Here is a 24,141-nt window from a genome sequence, read left to right on the forward strand (position 1 = left end):
CCGATTGAATCTGTGCATTCGCCGTCACTGCAGCGCGTCGAATACAGACGCAAATGTTTCTTTTATCAGTCGTTATTTTTCGGCACGAAGTTCGGTACAACCACCACGCAGAGACCTGCTTCCTGCCATTCCTACCGCGGCCCAATTTCGACGACCGGAAATAGCGACTTTGTTCAGAGCTGATTCATTTCGTCCAATTAATCCATATTCCGTTTAAATAATACCTTTAAAGCGCGTCCGATATCCGCCACCCGTGGTTGTTTGTTCAAAATCCATCGTGTATCAATAGCGTGTCGCAAAAGAACGCCGTTAATTTCGACCCGGAATAAATCAGTGCGATGAATTCCGGATGGAGGTGACAATGTCTTCCTCGTCGCTCAAGGAGCATGCGCGCGTGCTCGTCGGCGTCGTCGCATTCGCATGTCTCGCGCATGCCGGCGCCCAGACGCAGCCAGGCGGCGGTGCACCTGCGTCGGGCATCGCGCCCGGTCGCTACATGATTTCGTACATCTGCGGCGACGCACGCATCGACGGAACCGCGCCGCTGCCGCCTGACGGTCGCCCGTACAACCTCGGCGTGTCGTTCGTGTCGGGCGGCACCGGGCAGCCGCTGTCGAACGTTCAGGTGCGGCTCAGACGACATGGCCGCGTACTCGTCGAGTTCAAGTCGAGCGGGCCGCGCTGCCTGTTCAGCGTGCCTGACGCGAGTTACCGGATCGAAGGAACCTATGCGGGCGCGACACAGTTCGCGGTCGTCGAAACGGGGGCGCTCACCACGCAACTGAAGTGGTAGGCGCCGGCCGATCGCGCGCGGTTGCGCCATCCATCGGATCCGCGCGCACCGAGGAGCATCGAATGACTCGTGGAGAACGACCGGGCGACTCCCCCGCCGGGCCACCGAAACCCTCGTGGGGCCCCGGCAGGAATGCGGCGCTCAGCGTCGTGGCGTTTGCCGCGATCTTCGGCGCGTTTGCGCTCGTCGAGCGCAACCCGGGCCGCGGCCACGCAAGCATCGCCCGCGACGTGGCGGGCGAGATCGGCACGGCCGTCGGCAGGTATCGCAACGCATTCGTCGCCGCGTCGGCACCGGTCGGCGCCGCATCGACGGCCGCGCTGTCGGCGTCGCTCATCCCGCCTGCATCGGCCGCGGACGCGGAAGCGGCCGCCGCACCGCAAGCGGACGCCGGTTCCGCCGCGAAACCGCCGCGCGGTGCGGACCCGCGGCACGCGGCGCTCGCGACGAGCCCGCACGACACATCGGGCGGCGCGCGCGCAACGGACACCGGCGACACGCACCGGACGTCGCGTTCGCCAGCGCCGGGACACACGCGCAGGCACCGCGCGGCTGCGTCGCAACTGCGGCCCCCACCGCAACAGCAGCTTCCTGCGCAGCCGCCCGCGCCGGCGCAGTCGTATCTGACCGACGCGGCCCGGATGGAGACCACCAGCGTCACGCACGACGAGCTCGCAAGCGCTCGTGCGCTGGCAAGAGCGCGCCGGTGCGCGCAGCTCGACCAGTGGCAATGCGTCGAGCAAAACGCGAGCCGTGCGCTCGCCATCGATCCGACGAATAGCGAATCGCGTGCGCTGCTTGGGCAAGCGATACGCAATCGTCTGTAGACGGTCCACGGCCGGCGGGCATGGCCGCCCGCCCGCGCGATCGCGGCGACGTGCGTCGCCGGGCGCGCAACGGTCGTGACCGATTCGGACAGAGGAGACATCGTGGCCAGCAATCGCCAGCAACAATGCACGTCCGTCGCGCCGCCCAACCGGCGGATCCTGCTGCATGCGCCCCTGCTGTTGCTGCTCGTCGCGTCGGGCTCGTGTCTGGCCGGCGAAGGCGATGCGTCAGCTCTCGGCGCGCGCGAAATCGCCGAGGCCGACGCCGGCGGCGGGCGCGATGCGCTGCCGCCCGATATGCAGCCGGCCGGTACGACGGTGCAAGTCGTGCAGGTGGCCGACGCCGAGCCGCCCACGGCGCCGACCCCGATCGCCCGGGCCTCCGATGCATCGATGCAGGTCGCGCAGGCGCGGCAGGCGTCGGCGATGCCGACCACGATCGTCGTCGAGCCGGATACGTCGCCGCCAAGCGAACCGCGTGCGGTCGAGCCGGCGCTGGCCGCTCCGGTTCGGTCGATGGACGCGGTCGGCACGTCGGACGCCGCCTCCGCGGACACGATGCCGGACACGACGCCGGCCGCTGAGCATACGCCGGATGGATCGCTGCACAGTTCGCCGGGTGCGGCTGAGTCGATGTCGTCGGTGTCCTCGATGTCGTCGCCACCTTCACCACCCGCTACACCGCCGACGCGCACGCCTACTGCGCCGCCTACATCCGCGTTCGCCCTGCCCCAACCGCCCACACCAGCGCAGCCCACGCCGGCCATGCCGCAACTGCTAGCCCAGGCCGCGCCCCCCGCTGCACCGACCCGAACCGCCCCGGCATCCGCCCCGCCGCTGCCGGACGCGCCCACCCTGCGGCCGCCCGGCGCGCAACCGTCCACGCTCGACGCGCCGAACTCGCAGTCGCCCGGCGCCCAGCTCCCCGGCGATACGCCGCAGCGCTCGCAAGGCCCCGACGTCGAAGCGCCGAACGCGCAGGCACCGAACCTGCGAACCGCCGACGTCGCCACCGTGCGCAACGACGTATTCGGCCTCGCGGCGAGCGGTGGCGCGGTCAAGGCGCTCGAGGAAGCGAAGGCACGGCCCGACGCATTCTCGGCGGTCGACGTCGCGCAACTGGATGAACTGTCGATACGCCAGCAGGTCCGCGGCGGCCGCGACAAGTCGCGCTCGATGACGAGCGCCGACCGCTTCGACGGGATCGACGACGCGCTGCGCGCCGCCGACGATCTCGACCAGCGGATGCCGCCGACCCCCGAGTATTCGCCGGTCCGCACCGCGCTCGCCGGCGACCGCACGATCGCGCATGCGGCACGCGGCGACATGAAAACGGCCGTCGCGACGTTCGAGACGATCCCGTCCAACGCGGAGATCTCGATCGACGCGCTCGCGGCCGTCGGCGATGCCTACCTGTACCTGAGCGAACCGGCCAAAGCGCACGCCGTATACGAGCGTGCGCTGAAACAGGCCACCGCATCGCCGACGGACCGCGCGACCCGCGGCTTCCAGTACGGCGCCCGCACGCGCGCGATCGAACTGCGCGAAGGGCTGTTCTGGTCGTACGTCGACCAGGGCCGCGCGGCCGACGCCGGAAAAGTGCTCGACGACATGCGCACGTCGCTGCCGCCCGCGAAGGAGGTACGCAACTACGGCCCGGAAGAAAGCGATTATTTGCGCTACTACCGGCTGCGCGCGCAATACCTGATCGTCACGGGGCACGTCGACGAAGGGATCGCCGCGCTCGAACAGCTCGAGAAGGAGGTGCCGTTCAATGCGGAAATCCGCGCGGCGCACGCCGACGCGGTGTCGGGCCAGTCGCATCCGCGCCAGGCGATCTCGATGTACCGCGCCTCGCTGACCGATCATCCGGACAGCGTCGAGATGCTCGCCGGTCTCGGCCGCGCGGCGCTCGCGGCCGACGACTACGCGAGCGCGAAATACGCCGATCAGACGCTCGGCAACACGTTCCCCGACAGCGGCGCCGTGCGCAGCTTCAAGCGCGACTACAACGCCTATCGCAGCCCCGTGTTCACGACGGAACTGAGCTACGAACACGGCAACAGCGCACTGGCCGACAACAGCTTCACGTCGGACAGCTATCTGTACTCCCAGCCGTTCGGCGACAACTGGCGCGTGTTCTCGCATACGTTCTTCGGCTACGCGCAGACCGATGCCGGCAGGATCAGCCGCACGCGCACCGGCGTCGGCGGCGACTACCGGCACGGGCCGCTGACCGTGCAGGCGGAAGCCACGCGCTCGCTCGGCACCGATGGCCGAACCGGCGGCCGCGGCACGATCGCCTACGCGCTGAACGACTACTGGACCGTGAGCGGCGCGCTCGACAGCAACGACAACTCGCTCCCGTGGAAGGCCTATGCGGCGCACATCTGGGGCCGCTCCGCGAACGTCGCGGTCGTGTATCGCCAGAACGATCGCCGCGAGGTTCGGCTCAGCTACGGCGTGAACCGCTACAGCGACTCGAACCTGCATCAGGAGATCGCGGCGAGCGCGACGCAGCGCGTGTACACGTCGGCCAACCAGCTCGTCAACGTGTCGCTCGATCTCGGCACCGACAGCAACACGCGGCAGGACGCGCCGTACTTCAGCCCCGGCCGCGACTATGCGGCGGCCGCCACCGTGATGCACCAGCTGACGCTGTGGAAGAAGGGCGACATGGGATTGCGGCAGCGCGTGTCGGTGTCGGGCGGCATGTACAACGAGCGCGGTTTCGGCACGAGCGCGCTGTGGAGCGCGCGCATCGAACACGCGTGGACCTTCAAGCGCGACATCACGCTCAGCTACGGCATCGAGGTGAGCAGCCACGCGTATGACGGCCAGCGCGAGCGCTCCGAAACCGGCTTCCTGTCGGTCAACCTGCCGTTCTAGCAAGGAGATCGGACAATGCAATCGAGACGGACCTTCATGTGCGGATGCGTCGGCACGTTTGCTGCCTGTTCGTTGTTCCCGGGCGTGACGGGGGCCAAGATGATCGACCTGCTGCCGCCGTCCGATCCGGCCGACGGCAAGACGTTTCGCGTGATCTGCCTGCATGACGTGCGCGACAACCTGATGGCGTCGTTCTCGTCCGCGTCGGCGATGGTCGACCCGTTCGCGGTCGACACCGGCACGCTGACGGCGATCTTCTCGTGGCTGCAGACCAACAACTATCACACCATCACGGTCCGCCAGATCGAGGAGTCGCGGCGCGGCGGCAAGCCGCTGCCGCCGCGTGCGGTGCTGCTCACGTTCGACGACGGCTACCGCAGCCACTACACCAAGGTGCTGCCGCTGCTCGAGCGCTTCCAATATCCGGCCGTGATGGGCATCGTCACCGCGTGGATCGACGCGCCGCCCGATCTGCCGATCCGCATCAGCGACAAGGTCCAGGTGCCGCGCGACTACTTCATGTCGTGGGACGAGGTGAAGCAGATCGGCCAGTCGCACCTCGTCGAGCTGGGCTGCCACACCCACAACCTTCATCACGGCGCGGTCGCGAACCCGCAAGGCAACGAGCTGCCGGCGACCACGTCGCATCTGTATCTCAAAGACGAGAAGCGCTATGAAACCGACGCCGAGTTCGAAGCACGCGTGCACGACGACCTGCAAACCTGCGTGCGGCAGATCCGCGAGCGCACCGGCATCGTCGCGCGCGCGATGGTGTGGCCGTACGGTGCGGAAAACCAGCCCGTGCGCAGGATATCGACGTCGCTCGGCATGGACATCCAGTTCAGCCTCGATGCCGGCCCGAACACGCCCGACGTGCCGTTGGACCGGCTGAGGCGGATCCTGATGATGTACGACGTCGACATCGGCGGGTTCGAGCGCTCGATGCGCGAGCCGGCGTCGAACCGCGGCGACGTCGACGTGCCCGAGCGCATCGTGCAGGTCGATCTCGATCAGGTCTACGATCCGGACCCGGCGCGCCAGGAAGCCAATCTCGGCAAGCTGATCGAGCGCATCTACCGGATGCAGCCGAAGTCGGTCTACCTGCAGGCCTATGCGGACCCGAAGGGCACGGGCGTCGCCGAAGCCGTGTATTTCCCGAACCGCCATCTGCCGATGCGCGCCGACCTGTTCTCGCGCGCCGCGTGGCAGCTCAACACGCGCTCGAACGTGCAGGTGTACGCGTGGATGCCGGTGCTCGCGTTCCGGCCGCCGCCCGACAAGCTGCGCGGGCTCGCGGCCGTCACCGCATACGGCGGCGCGCCGGCGCGCGAGAACGGCACGCGCGTGTTCCGGCTGAGCCCGTTCGATCCGGATGCGCGACTGATGATCGAGCAGATCTACGAGGATCTCAGCAAGCACGCGTCGTTCAGCGGCATCCTGTTCAGCGACGACGCCGTGCTCGACGATTACGAGGACGCAGGCCGGCATGCGCTGCACACCTATTCGCTGTGGGGGCTGCCGGCCGATGTCGGCAAAATCCGCGAGAGCCCCGACCTGATGAAGCGCTGGACCCGCCAGAAGTCGCGCTACCTGATCGACCTGACGCGGCAGCTCGAACAGATCGTGCTCGCCTATCAGAACGTCGGCGACGTGCTGACCGCGCGCAACCTGTTCGCGCTGCCGGTGATCAAGCCCGAGTCCGAGGCGTGGTACGCGCAGAACTACGACGACTTCCTCGCGACCTACGACTACGTCGCGTTGATGGCGATGCCGTACATGGAGCAGGCGAGCGACCCGGAGCGCTGGCTGGACCAGCTCGTGCGCACGGTGCGCGCGAAGCAGCGCGGGCTGCAGCGCACCGTATTCGAACTGCAGTCGTACGACTGGCATGCGCGCAAGGAGGTGTCGGCCGGCACGCTGCTCGCGCAGATGCGGCGCTTGCGCAGCGAGGGCGCGGTGAACTTCGGCTACTACCCCGACAACTTCCTCAACGGCCAACCCGAGCTCGACGCAATGCGCGACGTGATGTCGCTGAAGTCGCGCCTCGACCCGACATCGATCAACGCGCTGATGCAGATGCAGAACGCGCAGGGGACCCGGACGCCATGACCAGCCACAGCCTCATCCAGCGCGTGCAGGACTTCGTGTTCTACTACCCTTTCTTCATGTCGTATCTGTGGATGATCGGCGGCGTCGTTCACTACTTCCTGCTCGAGGAAGGCCGCACGCTCGGCACGCGCGCGATCGCGGCGAGCGGCATTCCGAAGGTCTCGATCGTCGTGCCCTGCTTCAACGAGGCCGCGAACGCGCGCAGCGTGATCCGCCACCTCGATGCGATGGATTATCCGAACTACGACGTCATCGCGGTCAACGACGGCAGCAAGGACCGCACCGGCGAGATCCTCAACGAACTGGCCGTCGAGATTCCGCGCCTGCTCGTGATTCACCACGCGCGCAACGAAGGCAAGGCGGTCGGACTCACCACCGCCGCAGCGGTATCGAACGCCGAGTATCTGCTGTGCATCGACGGCGACGCGCTGCTCGCGCACGACGCGATCGGCTGGATGCTCGAGCATTTCGTGACCGATCCGGGCGTCGGCGCGGTCACCGGCAACCCGCGCATCCGCACGCGCACGTCGCTGCTCGGCCGCATGCAGGTCGGCGAATTCTCGTCGATCGTCGGGCTGATCAAGCGCACGCAGCAGGTGTACGGCCGCATCTTCACAGTGTCGGGCGTGATCACGATGTTCCGCAAGACCGCGCTCGCCGACGTCGGCTACTGGAGCTCGGACATGCTGACCGAGGACATCGACATCAGCTGGAAGCTGCAGTGCCGCGACTGGCGCGTGGTCTACGAGCCGCATGCGCTCAGCTGGATCCTGATGCCCGAGACGCTGAAAGGACTGTACCGACAGCGGCTGCGCTGGGCGAAGGGCGGCATCCAGGTGCTGCTCAAGTACGCTGGCACGCTCGCGCGGCCGACCCAGATGATGATGTGGCCGCTGTTCGCCGAGTATCTGATCGGCATCGCATGGGCGTACGCGATGTCGTTCATCCTGCTGCTCGCGCTGATCGACGTGGTGTACCCGCTCCCGGCGAACTGGCATGTGTCCGTGGTGCCGCACTGGCACGGGATGCTGCTGGTCGCAACCTGCATCCTGCAGCTGATCATCGGCAGCATGATCGATCGTCGTTACGACGAAAAACTCCTGATGTACTTCCTTGACACCATCTGGTACCCCGTGGCGTTCTGGCTGATCAGCATGATCACCACCGTCGTCGCGTTACCCGCCGTCGTACTGCGGGGCCGCGGCAAGCGCGCCGTGTGGGTCAGTCCCGACCGAGGCATTCAACATGAAGAACGCGCCGATTATTGACCTTTCCCTGCGTGCGCCGCACGAGATGATCGCGGAGCGCGGCACGCTCGTCGGCCCCGTGCTGGTCGCATGGTTCCGCCTCGTGCGGCCCGCGCTGGTGGGCGGGGTCTGGGCATCGATCTGCATCTATACGTACCGCTATCTGCTGCCCTTCAACGAGGCCGAGATGCCGATCGAGCAGATCGTGTTCTATGTGACGAGCATCGCGCTGATCGCCGGCACCATCGTCACGTGGCTGATCGCGGGGCGCGTCGTGCATCCGCTCGCGTACCGGCTGCGCGTGTCGAAGATGCTGCGGCGCTCGGCCAGCGTGCAGGCGCGCGCGGTGCCCGCGAACGCGCTGGCCGGCGCACGCCGCCACGGCGCGCGGCGCACGACGCGCATTCTGGTCGCGTCGCATGACGCGAACGGCTCGATCGCCGGCATCGAATGGATCGCGCACGCGGGGCCGCAGCCCCGCGAGTAGGTCGGCGTGCGCGTCCGTCCGCGCGCGGCGCATCGTTCGCTTTGCGCCGCGCGCCGGGCGGCAACTTCCCGTTCTGTAGACGAGGTGAATCATGTGCGGAATCGTCGGAGCAAGCGGCCTGAACAATCAGGTGCCGCAACTGGTCAAGGCGCTGAGCCGGCTCGAGTATCGCGGCTACGATTCGTGCGGCATCGCCGTGCTGCGCGACGGCCGCCTGCGCAGCGAACGCACGCTGCGGCGCGTGGCCGACCTGCAGGACCGCGTGCTGACGCTCGGCCTCGAAGGGCAGACCGGCATCGCGCACACGCGCTGGGCGACGCATGGCGCGCCGTCGGAAATGAACGCGCACCCGATCATGTCGGGCGACACGATCGCGGTCGTACACAACGGCATCATCGAGAACCACGACACGCTGCGCGCCGAGCTTCGGCAGCGCGGCTACACGTTCCGCGGCGAGACCGACACCGAGGTGATCGCGCATCTGATCCACAGCGTGTATCGCGACGATCTGCTCGACGCGGTGAGGCGCGCGGTCAAGCGGCTGCACGGCGCCTATGCGATCGCGGTGCTGAGCGCCTGCGAGCCGCAGCGGCTGGTGGCCGCGCGCGCCGGCTCGCCGCTCGTGATCGGCATCGGCGCGGACCAGAACTATCTGGCGTCCGACTGCGCGGCGCTCGGCGAGCTGACCGACCGCTTCGTCTACCTCGAAGACGGCGACGTCGCGCTGATCACGCCCGAGCGCATCGCCGTGGTCGATTCGATCGGCAGCGACGCGCAGCGTCCGCTGTGCGTGGTCCGGGCGCGCGACCACGACGCGGCGCTCGGACCGTATCGTCACTTCATGCAGAAGGAGATCTTCGAGCAGCCGAAGGCGATCGCCGCCACGCTCGACGGCGTCGACACCGTGTCGCCCGCGCTGTTCGGCGACGACGAAACCGCGCGCGCGCTGCTGTCGAAAACGCGCAGCGTGCTGCTGCTCGGCTGCGGCACGAGCTACTACGCGGGCCTCACCGCGAAGTACTGGCTGGAGAGCATCGCGGGCATCCGCGCGCAGGTCGAGATCGCCAGCGAGTACCGTTATCGCGAGACCGTGCCCGATCCGCACACGCTGGTCGTGGGCATTTCGCAGTCGGGCGAAACGGCAGACACGATCGGCGCGATCGAGTATGCACGCGCGATGGGCCAGCATCTGTCGATGGCGATCTGCAACGTCGCGACCAGCTCGATCGCGCGCACCGCCCCGCTCTGCTTCCTCACGCGCGCGGGCATCGAGCTCGGCGTCGCGTCGACCAAGGCGTTCACGACGCAACTCGTCGCGCTGTTCCTGCTGACGCTGACGCTCGCGCGGCAACGCGGCCGGCTCGACGACGCGCAGGTCGCGCTGCACCTGAACGGGCTGCGCGCGCTGCCGGCGCGCATCGGCCACGCGCTCGCGCTCGAAACGCAGATCATGGGCTGGGCCGCGAAGTTCGCGCGCGCCGACCACGCGCTGTTCCTCGGGCGCGGCATGCACTATCCGATCGCGCTCGAAGGCGCGCTGAAGCTGAAGGAGGTGTCGTACGTCCACGCTGAAGGCTATCCGGCCGGCGAGCTGAAGCACGGGCCGCTCGCCCTGGTGACGAGTGCGATGCCGGTCGTCACGATCGCGCCGGACGACCGCCTGTTCCAGAAGCTGAAATCGAACATGGCGGAGGTGCGCGCACGCGGCGGCCGGTTGTACGTGCTCGCCGGCCAGCATCTGGGGATCGACGCCGACCGCGACACGCACGTGATCCGCGTGCGCGAATCGGGCGATGCGCTGTCGCCGATCGTCAACGTGATCGCGCTGCAGCTGCTCGCGTACCACGTCGGCTGCGCGCGCGGCGCCGACGTCGACAAGCCGCGCAATCTCGCGAAATCGGTGACCGTCGAATGATGGGGCGGCTGGCCGTCGTCGCGCATGCGGGCCGGCGCGGCGCTCGCGCGCGGCTCGGGGCGGCGCTGTGCGGCGTCTGCTGGGCTGCCGCGGTCCCGTCGCTCGCGTGTGCAGGCACCTCGGCCGTGCATACCGTCACCGTGCAGGAACGCGCCGCGCCGCAGGACGACGGCGACCCGCGGCGCTTCATGCACGGGGTCGGCGTGGCCGACGCCGGCGGCGGGCGACGCTGGGTGTTCTTCAGCAGCTCGGGCATCGCGCCGCGCGGCGCACTGCGCAGCGGCAACTGGCCGCACGACGTGTACGTCGGCGAATGGCTTCCCGGCAAGCCGCGCATGCTGCGCGTCCATACGTTCATCAGCCGACCGGAGGCGCAGGAGCCCGTGTCGATCGCGCAGAACCCGCGCGGCGACATCTTCGTCACGTTCGAGGACGGCTGGAATACGCCGCAGGTGGTCAGCCAGCGCTACGGCATCTATCGGCGCGACCTGAAACCGGTCAAGCCCTATCCGAACGACGTCGAGTCGGGCGGACATTCGGGCCATGTCGCCGCGGTCGGCGAACGCTTCGTCGTGTTCTATTCCACCGATTGGATCGACGGCGGCGGCGTCGACAATCTCGGCACCGGCAACGGCGTCTATGTGAAAACCTACGATGCCGAAGGACGCGTGCTGAACCACGTGCCGGTCGCGCCGCATCGCCGCGAATGGTGGCCGCTGGTCGCGGGCTCGCCGCGCCGCGCGCTGCTGGTCTGGCAGAAGTACATCGCCGGCAGCACCGACGCGACGCTCGAATACGCGATGTTCGATCCGGTCACCGCGAAGCTCGACAAGCTCGGCACGCTGAGCGACGCGATCCAGTACTACGTGTACTCGTCGGCCTACGTGCCGGCGATCGACCGCTTCGTCGTCGTGACGACGACGGCCGACGAGCGCGGCGTCGCGATGCTGATCGATCCGGACGGGCGCCGCGTCGCGACGCTCGACTGTCTGCCGGCGTCGGTGCGGGAGTCGGGGATCGGCATCGACGGCGCACACGCGTACGTGCCGACCCGCGACGGCCGGCTGCTGACATTGGCGCTGTCGCCGACCGGCATGACCGTAAGCGGCGTGCAGCGCTCGCCGGTGCCGTGGGGGGCGACCGGCATCGTCGGATTCCCGGCGCGCGCCGCCGCGATGCATTTCGTGTCGCTGACACCGACCGGCGTACGCGAAGCCGACTTCGACACGGCGCGCGAGACGCCATTGCCGAACGCGGACGCGCAGTGTGCGCGCCGCTGACCATCAAGGTGCGGCGAGCGCCCGCGCGCACATCGTGGCTGCGCGTTCAGCGCTCGTTGCTCGTCACGGTTTCGAACTGCGAGCGATAGACGCCTTCGCGAACGATGCGCTCGAGCGTTGAGACGCCGTCCAGCAGCGTGTCCGGATGGAAATTCGGCGTGACGGGAAATTCCGGGCCGACGCCAGTTGGCTGGCCACGATCGTCGGATATGGGCAAAGCGTACGGTCTGCGACAGTGTCCATGCCGATGGTCCGGTAGCGTCGGCGCGACCGACTGTATCGCGATGTCCGCGATGCCGTGAAGGAGGCAGCGCACCGCACCGCGCATGTTTCGGTACCCGATGCTATATCGCGCGCACGCTGCACGCCGCGCGTTCCGAAGTCGCCAACGCCGCGCGCACCGGCTAGACTGTCGCCCGATCCCATTCACCGGCCAGCGCCCCTGCAGTTTTCTCGCGGCCGGAACACCCTCGTACGGAGAACGAATGCTGAAGCGCCGGTGGTTTTCGCTGTTGTTGCTGCTCGCGTGCGCGCTCGCCACGCACGCATCCGCACAGTCCGCGCTCGAACTCGACACCGGCGGCGCGCCGCGCGTGCTGACGCGCGACGCCTTGCTCGCGCGCGCCGATGCGACCGAGCTGCACGTGCCGCACGACATCGCGTACGGGCGGCCGATGACGTTCCGTGCGGTGCCGTTCGCAGCGCTGCTCGGCGATGCGCCGCTGCCGGCGGACGGCGTGCTCGAAACGCGCGCGGCGGACGGTTTCGCCGCTCAGCTGCCGCTCGATCTGGTGCGCCGTCGTGCGCCGGCCGGCGCCGTTGCATGGCTCGCGATCGAGGACCCGGCGCGGCCGTGGCCGAAGCTGCCGGGCAAGCAGGTCAGCGCCGGCCCGTTCTATCTGGTGTGGTCGGGGCCGGACGCGGCGTCGGTGCGCGGCGAGCAGTGGCCGTATCAGATCGTGCGCATCACGATCCAGTCGTCGCCGCTCGCGCGCTGGCCGTCGCTCGCGGTCGATCCCGCATTGCCGGCGAACGCGCCGGCCCGCGCCGGGCAGCGGCTGTTCGTCACGCTGTGCCTCGCCTGCCACCGCATCGACGGCGCCGGCAGCAGCCAGGCCGGCCCCGATCTGAACACGCCGATGAATCCGGTCGACTACTTCCAGCCGGCCGCGCTGCGCCGCTACATCCGCGATCCGGCCTCGGTGCGCGACTGGCCGGGCCGCGTGATGCCGGCGTTCCCGCCCGAGCAGCTGAGCGACCGGGAACTCGACCAGATCGTCGCGTACCTGACGTACGTCGCGCGGCGCAAGCCCGGCAAATAAGCCACGGCGCTCACGGGCGCTTCGCGGCACCGCTTGCAGCAGCACGTTGGCGCCGGCCGTCGACCATTCCGGCGTGATCGCGTCGGCCTCGTTTGGGCCGAGACCGTCGACGCACGGCACGCGCGGCATGGCACGCGTCGTGGCCTGCGCCCGACACGATGTCCAGGTGCGACAAGCCGAACGCCTGCGCCGCGTCGCGCACCGCGCCGATGTGGCGCGCATACGACATCGGGGCCTTCAGCACACGCAGATGTTGTCGTAGCGGCCGCGCGTCGGCGATGCCCCAGCTTGCGGACGTCACTCGATGTATATATGATACGCATATCATATATCGGAGAATGCCATGAGCCGCATCCTGATCGATCTGTCGAATGGCCAGCTCGACGAGCTGGCCGCCATCGTCGACACTGAGCAACGCCCTCGCGCCGCGATCATTCGCGATGCAATCGATGCGTATATCGCACAACACAAGCGATCGCATGCCGATATCGTGTTCGGCCTGTGGAAGGACCGCGCCGTCGACGGGCTCACCTATCAGGAGGCACTGCGTTCAGAATGGTAAAAGCGATCATCGACACCCGTTACGTCACCGCATGCCGGAGCCGCCGGCTTGCGGCCGACGCTCGTCCCGCACGGCTTCGGCCGCCGCATGCCGGCACCGTGTTCGGTCTCTGGAAAACGCGCGCGCTCGACGGGCTCGCGTATCAACAGGCGTTGCGCGCGGAATGGTGAATGCCCTCTTCGACACCAACATCCTGATCGACTATCTCGGCGGCGTGGAAGCCGCGCGCGAGGAACTCGCCCGCTACGAGTCGCGCGCGATCAGCGTGGTGACCTGGATGGAAGTCCTGGTCGGCGCAACGGCAAGCGACGACGCAGCGATCCGCACGTGGCTGTCGTCGTTCGACATCATTCCGCTCGACGGCGCGGTGGCGAATCGCGCGGTCGCGATTCGCCAGGCGCGCCGCATTCGGTTGCCCGATGCGATCGTGTGGGCTTCCGCGCAAGTGAACGGCCTGCTGCTCGTATCGCGCAACACGAAGGATTTTCCCGTCACCGAACCGGGCATCCGGGCGCCCTATCAGTTGTAGCGAAGGCGGCGGCGGGGCGAATGTCTGCCCCGTCCTGCCCTGCCAGTCGCTGCCGCATGGCGGCAGCCGCGCGACCGTATAGGCCAAGCGTCGCACGCCGGTCCACGCGTGCCGGCGCTCGACGTACTCGATACGCTTCGTGCGCTCGACGACGCCCCGACACGCACTACACGCATGGACTAACCGCCGCATCGCGCAACCGCACCACCGAGCAACGGCACATGCGAAGCACCCGGCATTTCCGTACATCGCGTGGCCGCGGTGCCGATATCGCATCGGCCTCGTGCCCAGCGACCAGCGACCGATCGCAGCGCCCCGGCGATGCATCGAGCTTCCTCGCGTTCGGCCACGGCGCACGCGCCGCACGCAATGCTGCCCCTCCGTGCCTCGCTCCGCCTCACGGATCCAAAGCCCCGCCCATGCCCGTTCGGAACCGCGCCGCAACCAGATAGAAATTCCCGATGCAGCGGATTAAAACAAGCAATTTCACAAGGCAAGGGTGAACCCGGATACTGAGCACACTTCATCAACACCACCGCAAAGGAACGCTCAAGATGCCGATCATCAACACCCAAATCAAACCGTTCAAGGCAACCGCATACCACAACGGCGATTTCGTGCCCGTGACCGAAGAGAACTTCAAGGGCAAGTGGTCCGTCGTCGTGTTCTATCCGGCCGACTTCACGTTCGTGTGCCCGACCGAACTGGGCGATCTGGCCGACCGCTACGCCGAATTCCAGAAACTGGGTGTCGAAATCTACGGCGTGTCGACCGATACGCACTTCACGCACAAGGCATGGCACGACACGTCGGAGACGATCGGCAAGATCAAGTACCCGATGATCGGCGACCCGACGCTCACGCTGTCGCGCAACTTCGACGTGCTGATCGAGGAAGAAGGGATGGCGCTGCGCGGCACGTTCGTGATCAACCCGGAAGGCGAGATCAAGCTGTGCGAAATCCATGACAACGGCATCGGCCGCGACGCCGGCGAACTGCTGCGCAAGGTGCAGGCCGCGCAATACATCGCCGCACATCCGGGCGAAGTGTGCCCGGCAAAGTGGACGCCGGGCGCGGAAACGCTGACCCCGTCGCTGGACCTGATCGGCAAGATCTGACGATCGCCCCGCGCGCGCCGCACGGCGCGCGCCACGCCACCGCGGGCCGGCCCTCGCCGCCCGCCCTCCTCCGGCACCCCGTGCCCGAGCAGCCACATCAATACGGAATTCAGAACGCCATGCTCGACGCCAATCTCAAGAATCAACTGAAAGCGTACCTCGAAAAGATCACCCGCCCGATCGAACTCGTCGCCTCGCTCGACGACGGTGCGAAATCTCGGGAACTGCTTGCGCTGCTGAACGAGATTGCGTCGCTGACGTCGCGCGTGACCGTCATCGAGCGCCGCGACGATGCCGAGCGCAAGCCGTCGTTCTCGATCGGCGAACCCGGCAAGCCGGCCGGCATCCGCTTCGCCGGCATTCCGATGGGCCACGAATTCACGTCGCTCGTCCTCGCGCTGCTGCAGACCGGCGGCCATCCGATCAAGCTCGACGACGACGTGATCGAACAGATTCGCGCGCTCGACGGCGACTTCGCGTTCGAAACGTATTTCTCGCTGTCATGCCAGAACTGCCCGGAAGTCGTGCAGGCGCTGAACGTGATGGCACTGATCAACCCGCGCATCCGCCACGTCGCGATCGACGGCGCGCTGTTCCAGGATGAAGTCGACGCGCGCCAGATCATGGCCGTCCCGACGATGTTCCTGAACGGCGCAACGTTCGGCCAGGGCCGCAGCAGCGTGAAGGAAATCCTCGCGAAGCTCGACACCGGCGCGAGCGCACGCGCCGCCAAGTCGCTCGAAAACAAGCCGGTGTTCGACACGCTGGTCGTCGGCGGCGGCCCGGCCGGCGCGGCCGCGGCGATCTACTCGGCGCGCAAGGGCATCGCGACGGGCGTCGTCGCCGAGCGCTTCGGCGGCCAGGTGCTCGACACGATGGCCATCGAAAACTTCGTGTCGGTGCAGGAAACCGAAGGGCCGAAGTTCGCGGCCGCGCTCGAGCAGCACGTGAAGCAGTACGACGTCGACATCATGGACGTGCAGCGCGCCGAGGCGCTGATCCCCGGCGACGTGCATCAGATCCGCCTCGCGAACGGCGCGGTGCTGAAGGCGAAGACGATCGTTCTCGCGACCGGTGCGCGCTGGCGCGAAATCAACGTGCCGGGCGAGCGCGAGTACCGCAACCGCGGCGTCGCCTACTGCCCGCACTGCGACGGCCCGCTGTTCAAGGGCAAGCGTGTCGCGGTGGTCGGCGGCGGCAACTCCGGCGTCGAGGCGGCGATCGACCTCGCCGGCATCGTGAAGGAAGTCACGCTGCTCGAATACGGCGCACAACTGCGCGCCGACGAGGTGCTGCAACGCAAGCTGCGCAGCCTGCCGAACGTCACGATCGTCACGCAAGCGCAGACGACCGAGCTGACCGGCGACGGCAACAAGCTGAACGCGCTCGTCTACAAGGATCTGCAGTCGGGCGAAACGAAACGTATCGCGCTCGAAGGCGTGTTCGTGCAGATCGGCCTCGTGCCGAACACCGAATGGCTGAAAGGGACGGTCGAGCTGTCGAAGCACGGCGAGATCGTCGTCGATGCCCGCGGGGCGACGTCGGTGCCCGGCGTGTTCGCCGCCGGCGACGTGACGACGGTTCCGTTCAAGCAGATCGTGATCGCGGTCGGCGAAGGTGCGAAGGCATCGCTCGGCGCGTTCGATCACCTGATCCGGCAGGACGCGACGCCGGTCACGACCGCCGCGCCGCAGCCCGCCGAAGCACTCGCCGCGTAACGCGTAACGCGCGACGCGCGCACCGATTCGTCTCTCTTGGCCCCGCATGCTCTGGTCGGCGTGCGGGGCCCTTTTTTATCCGGCGTCGCGCCGCGCGAGCGCGCTGCCGCTCGTCACGGGGCGACAGGCGCGCCGTTCGTCGACGCGGGCGTCGTCCTGATGGTGCTCGATTGCCGCACCAACTGCTCGGTCATCGCGGCGGCAACCGGGTTCGAGCCGGCGGCCGCATGCGGTTGCGCGAGGCCCGGCGTCGCCACGTATTGCGGCGGCGGCAACGACGGATCGAGCTTGGCGGACTCGCGCACCAGCGCGGCGGTTTCAGGTGTTTCGGCGCGCTGCGCCGGCTGCGCCGTTGCCGCGTGGCGCTCGAGGCCGTCGCGGGTGCGTGCGGCATGGCGGCTCGGCTGGCTCGGTTGCTTGCCGGACCGAGGCGCTTGCGCGGCGTCAACCGGTGCAGCGGGTTGCGCTGCGCGAGTCGGCTGAGCCGGTTGAATCGTCTGCGGCGCTGCCTGTGGCAACTGCGCGGGTTTCGCATTCGTCGGAGTCGAATCGGCCGGCTCGACCGCGACCACGTGGACGGCGGGCGGCGGTGCAGCCGGCTTCGGCGCCGGCACGGCAGCGACGGGCGCGGCCGGCGCAACTTGCGCGACCGCCGCAGACGCCGGCACCGAACGGTCACGTGCGGCCGCTTGTTGCGGCAGTGCCTCATCTACATGCGCGGAAGGAGCGGCATCGGGCGGGGGCGGCGCGATCGCGCCCTGCGAGGTGCGGCCGTCGGCTGGGGCCGTAGCAGCCGGTGCGGCTGCGTCGCCGATGCCGGCCTCTGCGATCGCGCGGTGGTCCGCACGCAGCAGCATTACGTAGCCGGCGCCCGCGGCCGCGACCAGCAGCCCACCGGCGATCCACAATGTCTTTCGGGTACTCGTCATGCTTGCTCACCGATCGTGTCGACGTGAACAAGCCATGATACCCGCGCGTCGGCGCGCGATCCCGTGCGAATACATTTGGTTGCATTGACGCGCAGCCGGCCCACCATGCAGCGCGGCTCCGCGATCGTCAGCCCGCCCGAACCGCCCCGCTGCCGCCCGTCATGCGATCAGACCCAGAATATCGCGACCGCGATCCCGCCGAACAGCGCCCACTTCACGATGTAGTACACGGTCCGGTTCCACGCCTTCAGCCGCTTGCCCAGGCGCCGAATCGCATACAGATACTTGAACGCGTGATTGAGGCCGCCGGTGCGGTCGCCGGTTTCGTTCGGCGACGCCGCCGCGCGCATCAGCAGCTGCCCGAACGCGTCGTTGACGCGCTGCGCCCAGCGGTATTTCATCGGCCGGTCGATGTCGCAGAACAGGATCACGCGATCGTGCTCGGTGCGGTTCTCGGCCCAATGCAGATAGGTTTCGTCGAACATCACGGCCTCGCCGTCGCGCCATGCATACGACTCGCCGTCGACGACGATCCGGCACGCCGCGTCGTTCGGCGTGTCGAGCCCGAGGTGGTAGCGCAGCGACCCCGCATACGGATCGCGATGCAGGCCGAGCTTCCCGCCCGGCGGCAACTGCGCGAACATCGCGGCCTTGATCGACGGAATCCGCGACAGGATCTCGACCGTGCGCGGACACAACGCCTGCGCGGACGGATGCGGCGCGTCGTACCACTTCAGGTAGAAGCGTTTCCAGCCGTTGCGAAAGAACGAATTGAAGCCGATGTCGTTGTACTCGGCCGACGCCTTGATCCGGCTCGAATCGCGCAGCGCGAGCGCTTCGTCGCGGAAGGTGCGCCATTCGCGCTGCAGCACCGCGAGTTCAGGAAAGTGGCCGATCTCGATGAACGGCGTGGTCGGCACCGACGAGAACGCATACGAAAAGCAGTTCAGCGGCGCGGTGAAGGTCGAGTGATCGGATAGTTGCCTGAACAACCGATGCCGAACCTTGCCGCGCCGATGCGTGTGGACCACACACGCAATGAACACGATCAACAGGACCCAGCGCATCGATATTTCCCCCGTAAGTTCTTTGCAGAAATTTTAGGGAAGGGGAAAAATTCATGCACTGAAGCGCACGCGAAACGACGCGCGCAATCCACGCGCGACCACGATGCCGGCCGCCCGCTCTCACATCGCCGAAAAGCCCGTGCCGACGGGCTTTTCGGCGCCATCGCAACGCATGCGCGCGATGCCGGCCGCACCTGCGCACGCGGCAATTATTCCGAAAACGGCAAATCAGTTTGTCCGTCTGCGCGCATACCGAACGTGTTGAGCGTCATCGCGACCAGCGCGTAATAGCCGAGCAGCGCGACCAGATTGACGACCGTCTCGTGGCCGAAGCGCGCGCGTGCGCGCGCGAACGTCGCGTCGCTCACGCGCTGCGTGTCGTAGAGCTCGGTCGCGAACGCATGGATCAGCGCATCGTCGTCCGATTCGAACGCCGGCTTCACGCCGCGCCGGATTGCGTCGGCCGTTGCGGCCGGCACGCCGGCTTCGAGCGCGATCGGATGATGGATGTGCCACTCGGCTTGCGAGCGCCAGCGCGCGGCGGTCACGAGGATCGCCAGCTCCGACAGCCGCAGCGGCAAGCCGGTGCGATAGCGGCAGAACGCGCCGAGCCGCTGCGCATGCTGCGCCAGCTCGGGGCTCGCGATCCAGCCGACGAACGGGCCGTTCAGGTTGCCGCGCGGGCCGCCGAGGATTTCGGCCAGCACGGCCTTCTGCTCGTCGCTCGCCGATGCCGGATCGAACGGAGGCAATCTGTCTGTCATCGCAACCTCTCCAGGGGTTCGGGATTCACGCGCCGGCCGACGCGAGCGCCGCACCGATCGCGCCGGACAGCCGTTCGACGATCGTGTCGATCTGCTGCGCGGTGCAGATGAACGGCGGCGCGACGAGAATGTGATCGCCGTGCACGCCATCGATCGTACCGCCCATCGGATACACCATCAGCCCGCGCTGCATCGCCTCGCGCTTGACCGCCGCATGCAGCTTCAGCTTGGGATCGAACGGCGCCTTGCTGTCTCGATCGCGCACCAGCTCGACGCCGACGAACAGCCCGCGCCCGCGCACGTCGCCGACGTGCGGATGCGCAGCGTAGTGCTCGCGCAGCGACGCGCGCAGTTGCTCGCCGCGCGCCTTCACGTTGTCGAGCAGCTTCTCGTCGGCAATCACGCGCTGCACTTCGAGCGCGGCCGCGCACGCGGTGGCATGGCCGAGATACGTGTGACCGTGCTGGAAGAAGCCGGAGCCGTCGACGATCGTCCGATAGATGCGATCGCTCACCAGCGTCGCACCGATCGGCTGGTAGCCCGCGCCGAGCCCTTTCGCGATCGTCAGCAGGTCGGGCGCGACATCGTCATCGTCGCACGCGAACAGGTAGCCGGTGCGCCCCATCCCCGACATGATTTCGTCGAGGATCAGCAGCACGCCGTACTTGTCGCAGACCGCGCGAATCTTCTTCAGGTACGTACGTACCGGCGGCACCGCGCCGGCGGTCGCGCCGACCACCGTTTCGGCAACGAACGCCGCGACGTTCTCCGCGCCAAGTGCGACGATCTTCTGCTCGAGCTCGTCGGCGAGGCGCTGCGCATACGCTTCGTCGGTCTCGCCCGCCGCCTGGTCGCGATACGCATAGCACGGGCTCACGTGATGCGCTTCGATCAACAGCGGCAGGAACGGCTCGCGCCGCCATGCGTTGCCGCCGATCGCGAGCGCGCCGAGCGTGTTGCCGTGATAGCTCTGGCGGCGCGCGATGAAGTGGCGGCGCTGCGGCTCGCCCTTCTCGACGAAATACTGGCGCGCGAGCTTCAGCGCGGCCTCGATCGCCTCGGAGCCGCCCGACACGAAATACACGTGCTCGAGCCCTGCCGGTGCGGCCTCGACGAGCCGGTCGGCCAGCTCCTCGGCCACGTCGGTCGTGAAGAACGACGTATGCGCGTACGGCAGCTGCTGCACCTGCCGCTTGATCGCGTCGATCACGCGCTGGTTGCTGTGGCCGAGACACGATACGGCCGCGCCGCCGCAGGCGTCGATATAGCGTTTGCCGGTCGAATCGATGATCTCGATGCCGTCGCCTGCGACGGCGACGGGCAAGGTGGCGCGCGGAGCGCGATGAAAAACGGTCGTCATGCGTTGCCTCATGGATCAGGACGCGCGGGGCGCGTGCCCGGACGGCACGATGCGCGTCGCGAAGCGCTGCGTGCCGTGTTGATGGATCGTGAAGTCGATCGCGGTGTCGCGGATCTCGAACACCGCGGTCGCCAGCGTGTTTTCGTCGTCCGGGTCGTCCGGGTCGTCCGGGTCGGCCGGATCGTCGCGATAGATCGGCAGCCCTTCCGGTGCGCGGTCGCCGAGCGCACGCAGCAGCGCGGCTTCGTCAGGCACGTCGATGCCCGGCAGCAGCGCATCGACGCGCCGCCGACGGTCGCCGGACGATCTCGTGCGTGACGACGATCATCGTCATCCCTTCGGTCGCGAGATCCTGCATCGCCTTCAGCACTTCATGGCGCAATTCCGGATCGAGCACTGACGTCGGCTCGTCGAACCGCATCAGCCGCTGCCGCGGCCGGATCGCCAGCGCCCGCGCGATCGCGACGCGCTGCTGCTGGCCGCCCGACAGCTCCGACGGATAGTGATTCGCGCGCGATGCGCCGCGCACCTGGATCGGCCCGAACATCACGTTCTCGAGCGCGGTCATTTGCGGAAACAGGTTGAACCGCTGGAACACCATGCCGCCTTCGAGCCGGATGTCGCGGATCGTCGTCGCGTTGCCGCGCACGCTCTGGCCGTCGACCAGCAGCTCGCCGCCGGTGATCTTCTCGAGCGCGTTGATACAGCGCAGCATCGTCGACTTGCCGGAGCCCGACGGGCCGACCACGACGACCACCTCGCCCGCGTCGATCTTCAGGTCGATGTTCTTCAGCATCGGCACGTGGCCGAAGCTCTTCGACACGTTCTGGAATTCTGCTCATAAGATTTTCATCCGCTTTTCGACGAGCCGAAGCGCCAGCGTCATCGCACCGGTCAGTATCAGATAGATGACGGCCACCGCGAGCCCCGCTTCGGTCAACCCCTTCGGGATCGACAGCAGCGCGCCTCGCACCACTTCCGCGAGATACGCGCCCGAATTCACCGTGATCGCGGCCGTCAGGCCGTCGATGCGGATATGCGCGAGCAGCGGCAACGCGAAGTACAGGAACATCACCTGTACGACGATCGGCGTGCCGCGGATCAGTTCAATATCAATCTGGGCGAGCATGTTCATCGCCTTCGGTCCGTATGCGCGGAACATGCTCGCAATCATCCCGACGACGAAACCGCCCACCAGCCCCACCAGTGCGATGAACACCGTCAACCGGACCCCGTCCATCAGGTCCGGCAGCGCTGCCCAGATCGCCGACCAATCGAAATTCACGTGTCGCTCCCCGTTCGATTCAAGACCGGCGCGGCCGCCCGGCCGCGCCATCGTGTGGCGTCACGCCCACATCTTCGGCGGCTCGGCGCCGAACCACTTCTTGTAGATCAGCGCGTAGCGGCCGTCGGCCTTGATCTTCACGGGCGACGCGTTGACCTTCGGGAAGCCGATCCCGTACTGGTCGCCGCTGACGGGCTGGCCCGCGACCTTCACCTTGCCCTTGCCTTCGTTGTTCACGAAGAACGGCACGTTCGGCGTGTCGCGCATCGCCGCGTCGACGCGGCCTGCCTCGAGCGCGAGGTACGCCTGGTCGATGTTCGGGAACTGGCGGATTTCCTTCGGCTTCAGGTGTGCCTTGATCCAGTCGATCGTCGCGGTGCCCGTTTTCGCGGCGATCACCTTGCCGTTCAGGTCGTCGATCGACTTGATCGACGTATTGCCGGTCTGCACCATCGCCGCGAGCCCGCTGTCGTAGTACGGCGCGGAGAAGTCGATCGCCTTCTTGCGCTCCTCCTTGATGGTCATCCCCGACAGCGCGACGTCGATGTTCTGCGTCTGCAGCGCCGGAATCAGGCCCGCGAAATCCATCGGCTGGATCGTGTACTTCCAGCCCGGGTCCTTCGCGATCTCGGCCCACAGGTCGAGATCGAAGCCGACGTACTTGTCGCCCTGCTTGAACTCGAACGGCATGAACGACGTATCGGTCCCGACGACGAGCGTCTTGGTGTCCGCGCGGGCGATGCTGGCGCCGAGCGCGGCAGCTTTCAGGAAGGAACGGCGACTCATGACTTTTCTTCGCATGGTTGAGCGAGGTAACCGGCCGGCTGGGCGGGGAACGACGACATCAAGCCGCACCGCAACATGCGATGTTTAATTAGACATTAGTTCAACATGTGTTGTCAACGTGGATACTACGACAACAAAAAAGTGCGCAACGGAAAAATGTATCGAGACAAACCCGAGACGGTGCAAGCGGGTTTGATCGGGGGAAAGGGGGCGTCAGAGATGCGGGGCGGGAGCGACCGGTCGGTCGGTGTCAATGGCGCGCCGTTGCGGAGCGTGGAAGTGCGACAGTGCCGACGAGGCGATGTGGGCGAGCGCCGTTGCGGCGAACTCGTGTGTTGCCGTGGCGATCCGGGAATGGACTGACGACTGCGCATCCCGCGGAAGGAGCGAGCGAGGGACGCTGCCGCGGGCAGCGGGGCCGGATGCTTGGTGCGAAGCGTCCCCTCTCACGCTGGGCCGGCGCGCGCCGGTCGCCGTCGACCGCGTTCCTGCGCCGCAAAGCCGGCGCGCCGCCGTTCAAGCGTGCGATGACCGTTGCGCCCGCATCGAACGCATCCCACGACGTTCACGCGCGCGGCGCGGGCGGCGCCGGGCGAGCCCACGCACGCAGCGGCGCGGGCATCGCCGGCTCGTTACCTCATCGTCGTCACGGCGCGGCGAAGAACAGCGCGACGACGCAGGCCATCCCGGCGAACCACACGAGCGAGCGCAGCGCCGCCCAGTCCAGCACGTACATCAGCGCATACACGATGCGGATCGCGACGAACGCGATCGCCAGCTGGTCGACGTGATGCGCATTCGCGCCGTTGTGCCACGCGACGACGAGCCCGGCCGTAAACAGCGCGAGCGCTTCCCACGCGTTCTGGTGCGCGGCCTGCGCCCGCGCGCGCCAGCCTTCGAGCCGCGCGAGATACGCGCGCGGCGCATGGTTGTCGTAGCCCTTGCGGGCCTTCGCGAGAAACGTCATGGGGAACGGCAACAGCGCCACGATGAACAGGCACAGCTGGGACGTCGTCATCAAAGTCTCCTCCTTTATGATTACATCGATCAATGACACGGTCTCGCAGAGCTTAGCATCGCGACACCCCGTTCGCGCACCGGTTTTCTAGACGGCGGACTCGGCAAGGCCGGCTGCGCGAAGTCGCGACGACCCG

21 protein-coding genes and 3 pseudogenes are annotated in these 24,141 nt (G+C 67.5%); 13 read left to right on the plus strand and 11 right to left on the minus strand.

The genetic code is table 11. The features are described from left to right. The first annotated feature begins 361 nt into the window (after nucleotides 1–361). The 8 genes from AK36_RS06315 to AK36_RS06350 all read left to right on the plus strand — a co-directional run bounded on the left by AK36_RS06315 (nucleotide 362) and on the right by AK36_RS06350 (nucleotide 11,547). A complete protein-coding gene (locus AK36_RS06315) occupies nucleotides 362–793 on the plus strand; it encodes a hypothetical protein (protein ID WP_034193832.1) in 432 nt (143 codons plus the stop codon). Between the two features lie 62 nt (nucleotides 794–855). Next, nucleotides 856–1,620 carry a hypothetical protein gene (locus tag AK36_RS06320; RefSeq protein ID WP_045578114.1) on the plus strand — a complete coding sequence of 255 codons (765 nt, stop codon included), beginning with the start codon at nucleotides 856–858 and terminating at the stop codon, nucleotides 1,618–1,620. A 102-nt stretch (nucleotides 1,621–1,722) separates the two neighbouring features. Next, nucleotides 1,723–4,509 carry a poly-beta-1,6 N-acetyl-D-glucosamine export porin PgaA gene (pgaA, locus tag AK36_RS06325; protein WP_045578115.1) on the plus strand — a complete coding sequence of 929 codons (2,787 nt, stop codon included), beginning with the start codon at nucleotides 1,723–1,725 and terminating at the stop codon, nucleotides 4,507–4,509. 15 nt (nucleotides 4,510–4,524) lie between these two features. Further along, a complete protein-coding gene (pgaB, locus tag AK36_RS06330) occupies nucleotides 4,525–6,618 on the plus strand; it encodes a poly-beta-1,6-N-acetyl-D-glucosamine N-deacetylase PgaB (protein ID WP_045578116.1) in 2,094 nt (697 codons plus the stop codon). Further along, a complete protein-coding gene (gene pgaC, locus AK36_RS06335; protein WP_011881951.1) occupies nucleotides 6,615–7,886 on the plus strand; it encodes a poly-beta-1,6-N-acetyl-D-glucosamine synthase in 1,272 nt (423 codons plus the stop codon). Before pgaB ends, pgaC begins: the two co-directional genes overlap by 4 nt. Next, nucleotides 7,864–8,352 (plus strand): hypothetical protein, encoded by a 489-nt coding sequence (locus AK36_RS06340; RefSeq protein ID WP_045578117.1) that lies wholly within the window; start codon nucleotides 7,864–7,866, stop codon nucleotides 8,350–8,352. The genes pgaC and AK36_RS06340 overlap by 23 nt, the downstream gene beginning before the upstream one ends. Before the next feature lie 91 nt (nucleotides 8,353–8,443). Beyond that, entirely contained in the window at nucleotides 8,444–10,267 is a 1,824-nt protein-coding gene (gene glmS / locus AK36_RS06345) for a glutamine--fructose-6-phosphate transaminase (isomerizing) (protein WP_045578118.1), read from the plus strand. Further along, the gene (locus tag AK36_RS06350; protein ID WP_410719672.1) at nucleotides 10,267–11,547 is read left to right on the plus strand and encodes a hypothetical protein; all 1,281 of its coding nucleotides are present in this window, start codon (nucleotides 10,267–10,269) and stop codon (nucleotides 11,545–11,547) included. The genes glmS and AK36_RS06350 overlap by 1 nt, the downstream gene beginning before the upstream one ends. Before the next feature lie 46 nt (nucleotides 11,548–11,593). Here AK36_RS06350 and AK36_RS30755 read toward each other — a convergent pair whose 3' ends face one another. Then, nucleotides 11,594–11,875, minus strand: coding sequence for a DUF3626 domain-containing protein (locus AK36_RS30755; RefSeq protein WP_224383347.1), 282 nt, complete (start codon nucleotides 11,873–11,875; stop codon nucleotides 11,594–11,596). A gap of 157 nt (nucleotides 11,876–12,032) precedes the next feature. Here AK36_RS30755 and AK36_RS06355 point away from each other — a divergent pair, with 157 nt between their 5' ends. Then, nucleotides 12,033–12,869, plus strand: coding sequence for a c-type cytochrome (locus AK36_RS06355; protein WP_045578120.1), 837 nt, complete (start codon nucleotides 12,033–12,035; stop codon nucleotides 12,867–12,869). A 9-nt stretch (nucleotides 12,870–12,878) separates the two neighbouring features. Here the strand turns inward: AK36_RS06355 and AK36_RS34210 are convergent. Further along, nucleotides 12,879–13,101: pseudogene (locus tag AK36_RS34210) on the minus strand (Zn-dependent hydrolase); the annotation flags it as partial. Between the two features lie 111 nt (nucleotides 13,102–13,212). Here AK36_RS34210 and AK36_RS06365 point away from each other — a divergent pair. The 4 genes from AK36_RS06365 to ahpF all read left to right on the plus strand — a co-directional run bounded on the left by AK36_RS06365 (nucleotide 13,213) and on the right by ahpF (nucleotide 16,796). After that, nucleotides 13,213–13,431: a hypothetical protein gene (locus AK36_RS06365; RefSeq protein ID WP_011881946.1), complete on the plus strand. Its 219-nt coding sequence runs from the start codon at nucleotides 13,213–13,215 to the stop codon at nucleotides 13,429–13,431. A 163-nt stretch (nucleotides 13,432–13,594) separates the two neighbouring features. Then, entirely contained in the window at nucleotides 13,595–13,960 is a 366-nt protein-coding gene (locus AK36_RS06370; RefSeq protein WP_014725103.1) for a type II toxin-antitoxin system VapC family toxin, read from the plus strand. Nucleotides 13,961–14,514: 554 nt separating this feature from the next. Beyond that, nucleotides 14,515–15,078 carry an alkyl hydroperoxide reductase subunit C gene (gene ahpC / locus AK36_RS06375; protein ID WP_011881944.1) on the plus strand — a complete coding sequence of 188 codons (564 nt, stop codon included), beginning with the start codon at nucleotides 14,515–14,517 and terminating at the stop codon, nucleotides 15,076–15,078. A gap of 119 nt (nucleotides 15,079–15,197) precedes the next feature. Further along, nucleotides 15,198–16,796, plus strand: a complete 1,599-nt coding sequence (ahpF, locus tag AK36_RS06380) for an alkyl hydroperoxide reductase subunit F (protein WP_045578121.1) — start codon at nucleotides 15,198–15,200, stop codon at nucleotides 16,794–16,796. Nucleotides 16,797–16,909: 113 nt separating this feature from the next. Here ahpF and AK36_RS06385 read toward each other — a convergent pair whose 3' ends face one another. The 9 genes and pseudogenes from AK36_RS06385 to AK36_RS06425 form a co-directional block, all read right to left on the minus strand. Next, the gene (locus AK36_RS06385; RefSeq protein ID WP_045578122.1) at nucleotides 16,910–17,725 is read right to left on the minus strand and encodes a hypothetical protein; all 816 of its coding nucleotides are present in this window, start codon (nucleotides 17,723–17,725) and stop codon (nucleotides 16,910–16,912) included. A 167-nt stretch (nucleotides 17,726–17,892) separates the two neighbouring features. Further along, on the minus strand, nucleotides 17,893–18,792 hold the full coding sequence (gene lpxO, locus AK36_RS06390) for a lipid A hydroxylase LpxO (RefSeq protein ID WP_045578123.1): 900 nt from the start codon (nucleotides 18,790–18,792) through the stop codon (nucleotides 17,893–17,895). 209 nt (nucleotides 18,793–19,001) lie between these two features. Continuing rightward, nucleotides 19,002–19,556 (minus strand): carboxymuconolactone decarboxylase family protein, encoded by a 555-nt coding sequence (locus AK36_RS06395; protein ID WP_011881940.1) that lies wholly within the window; start codon nucleotides 19,554–19,556, stop codon nucleotides 19,002–19,004. 25 nt (nucleotides 19,557–19,581) lie between these two features. After that, nucleotides 19,582–20,916 carry an aspartate aminotransferase family protein gene (locus AK36_RS06400; RefSeq protein WP_045578124.1) on the minus strand — a complete coding sequence of 445 codons (1,335 nt, stop codon included), beginning with the start codon at nucleotides 20,914–20,916 and terminating at the stop codon, nucleotides 19,582–19,584. A 15-nt stretch (nucleotides 20,917–20,931) separates the two neighbouring features. Next, nucleotides 20,932–21,228 (minus strand): annotated as a pseudogene (locus AK36_RS06405) (peptidase C45); the annotation flags it as partial. After that, a pseudogene (locus AK36_RS06410) lies at nucleotides 21,221–21,712 on the minus strand (ATP-binding cassette domain-containing protein); the annotation flags it as partial. The pseudogenes AK36_RS06405 and AK36_RS06410, both read right to left, overlap by 8 nt. Before the next feature lie 42 nt (nucleotides 21,713–21,754). Next, complete coding sequence (locus tag AK36_RS06415) at nucleotides 21,755–22,252, minus strand: ABC transporter permease subunit (protein WP_014725108.1); 498 nt, start codon at nucleotides 22,250–22,252, stop codon at nucleotides 21,755–21,757. Between the two features lie 9 nt (nucleotides 22,253–22,261). Then, nucleotides 22,262–22,987, minus strand: coding sequence for a glutamine ABC transporter substrate-binding protein GlnH (gene glnH / locus AK36_RS06420; protein ID WP_045578126.1), 726 nt, complete (start codon nucleotides 22,985–22,987; stop codon nucleotides 22,262–22,264). A gap of 646 nt (nucleotides 22,988–23,633) precedes the next feature. Then, nucleotides 23,634–24,005: an MAPEG family protein gene (locus AK36_RS06425; protein ID WP_011881935.1), complete on the minus strand. Its 372-nt coding sequence runs from the start codon at nucleotides 24,003–24,005 to the stop codon at nucleotides 23,634–23,636. Nucleotides 24,006–24,141 lie beyond the last annotated feature (136 nt).

It is taken from the genome of Burkholderia vietnamiensis LMG 10929, from assembly GCF_000959445.1.
Taxonomy (GTDB): domain Bacteria; phylum Pseudomonadota; class Gammaproteobacteria; order Burkholderiales; family Burkholderiaceae; genus Burkholderia; species Burkholderia vietnamiensis.

What these genes read in the sequence shown, in the direction of transcription:
- AK36_RS06315 (WP_034193832.1), top strand. Translation starts at nt 362, where the DNA reads ATGTCTTCCTCGTCGCTCAAGGAGCATGCGCGCGTGCTCGTCGGCGTC.
- AK36_RS06320 (WP_045578114.1), top strand. Translation starts at nt 856, where the DNA reads ATGACTCGTGGAGAACGACCGGGCGACTCCCCCGCCGGGCCACCGAAA.
- pgaB (WP_045578116.1), top strand. Translation starts at nt 4,525, where the DNA reads ATGCAATCGAGACGGACCTTCATGTGCGGATGCGTCGGCACGTTTGCT.
- pgaC (WP_011881951.1), top strand. Translation starts at nt 6,615, where the DNA reads ATGACCAGCCACAGCCTCATCCAGCGCGTGCAGGACTTCGTGTTCTAC.
- AK36_RS06340 (WP_045578117.1), top strand. Translation starts at nt 7,864, where the DNA reads ATGAAGAACGCGCCGATTATTGACCTTTCCCTGCGTGCGCCGCACGAG.
- glmS (WP_045578118.1), top strand. Translation starts at nt 8,444, where the DNA reads ATGTGCGGAATCGTCGGAGCAAGCGGCCTGAACAATCAGGTGCCGCAA.
- AK36_RS06350 (WP_410719672.1), top strand. Translation starts at nt 10,267, where the DNA reads ATGGGGCGGCTGGCCGTCGTCGCGCATGCGGGCCGGCGCGGCGCTCGC.
- AK36_RS30755 (WP_224383347.1), bottom strand. Translation starts at nt 11,875, where the DNA reads ATGCGCGGTGCGGTGCGCTGCCTCCTTCACGGCATCGCGGACATCGCG.
- AK36_RS06355 (WP_045578120.1), top strand. Translation starts at nt 12,033, where the DNA reads ATGCTGAAGCGCCGGTGGTTTTCGCTGTTGTTGCTGCTCGCGTGCGCG.
- AK36_RS06365 (WP_011881946.1), top strand. Translation starts at nt 13,213, where the DNA reads ATGAGCCGCATCCTGATCGATCTGTCGAATGGCCAGCTCGACGAGCTG.
- AK36_RS06370 (WP_014725103.1), top strand. Translation starts at nt 13,595, where the DNA reads ATGGTGAATGCCCTCTTCGACACCAACATCCTGATCGACTATCTCGGC.
- ahpC (WP_011881944.1), top strand. Translation starts at nt 14,515, where the DNA reads ATGCCGATCATCAACACCCAAATCAAACCGTTCAAGGCAACCGCATAC.
- ahpF (WP_045578121.1), top strand. Translation starts at nt 15,198, where the DNA reads ATGCTCGACGCCAATCTCAAGAATCAACTGAAAGCGTACCTCGAAAAG.
- AK36_RS06385 (WP_045578122.1), bottom strand. Translation starts at nt 17,725, where the DNA reads ATGACGAGTACCCGAAAGACATTGTGGATCGCCGGTGGGCTGCTGGTC.
- lpxO (WP_045578123.1), bottom strand. Translation starts at nt 18,792, where the DNA reads ATGCGCTGGGTCCTGTTGATCGTGTTCATTGCGTGTGTGGTCCACACG.
- AK36_RS06395 (WP_011881940.1), bottom strand. Translation starts at nt 19,556, where the DNA reads ATGACAGACAGATTGCCTCCGTTCGATCCGGCATCGGCGAGCGACGAG.
- AK36_RS06400 (WP_045578124.1), bottom strand. Translation starts at nt 20,916, where the DNA reads ATGACGACCGTTTTTCATCGCGCTCCGCGCGCCACCTTGCCCGTCGCC.
- AK36_RS06415 (WP_014725108.1), bottom strand. Translation starts at nt 22,252, where the DNA reads ATGGCGCGGCCGGGCGGCCGCGCCGGTCTTGAATCGAACGGGGAGCGA.
- glnH (WP_045578126.1), bottom strand. Translation starts at nt 22,987, where the DNA reads ATGAGTCGCCGTTCCTTCCTGAAAGCTGCCGCGCTCGGCGCCAGCATC.
- AK36_RS06425 (WP_011881935.1), bottom strand. Translation starts at nt 24,005, where the DNA reads ATGACGACGTCCCAGCTGTGCCTGTTCATCGTGGCGCTGTTGCCGTTC.